The 421-nt window shown below is 63.2% G+C and carries 1 protein-coding gene; it reads left to right on the top strand.

The window, feature by feature from the left end:
- Positions 1-421: RCC1 domain-containing protein (locus H3T88_RS08575; RefSeq protein ID WP_415873736.1), on the top strand; the 421-nt coding region annotated here is incomplete at both ends.

Raw genomic sequence — 421 nt, 5'->3', positions numbered from 1 at the left:
GAAACAACAGCAATGGCCGGCTCGGCGACGGGACGACCACCGAACGGCATACGCCTGTCAGGGTGAACAAGCCTGACCGCAACACATACCCGGACCTACCCAAGGATTTCACCTACGTACAAATCAGCGCCGGAAACGATTCTTCCCTGGCCGTGGGCAGCGACGGCAACGCCTACGCCTGGGGATACAACGACTCTGGCAAGCTCGGCGACGGGACGACCACCCCCCGGTATACGCCGGTCAGGGTGAAGACGCCTGACCGCAACACGTACCCGGACCTACCCAAGGATTTCACCTACGTGCAAATCAGCGCCGGATGGGAGCATTCGCTGGCCGTGGGCAGCGACGGCAACGCCTACGCCTGGGGAAACAACAGCAATGGCCGGCTCGGCGACGGGACGACCACCGAACGGCATACGCC

This window comes from Bifidobacterium sp. W8110 (genome assembly GCF_016101375.1).
GTDB classification, from domain to species: domain Bacteria; phylum Actinomycetota; class Actinomycetes; order Actinomycetales; family Bifidobacteriaceae; genus Bombiscardovia; species Bombiscardovia asteroides.
This window is presented reverse-complemented; position numbering and strand designations above follow the sequence as displayed.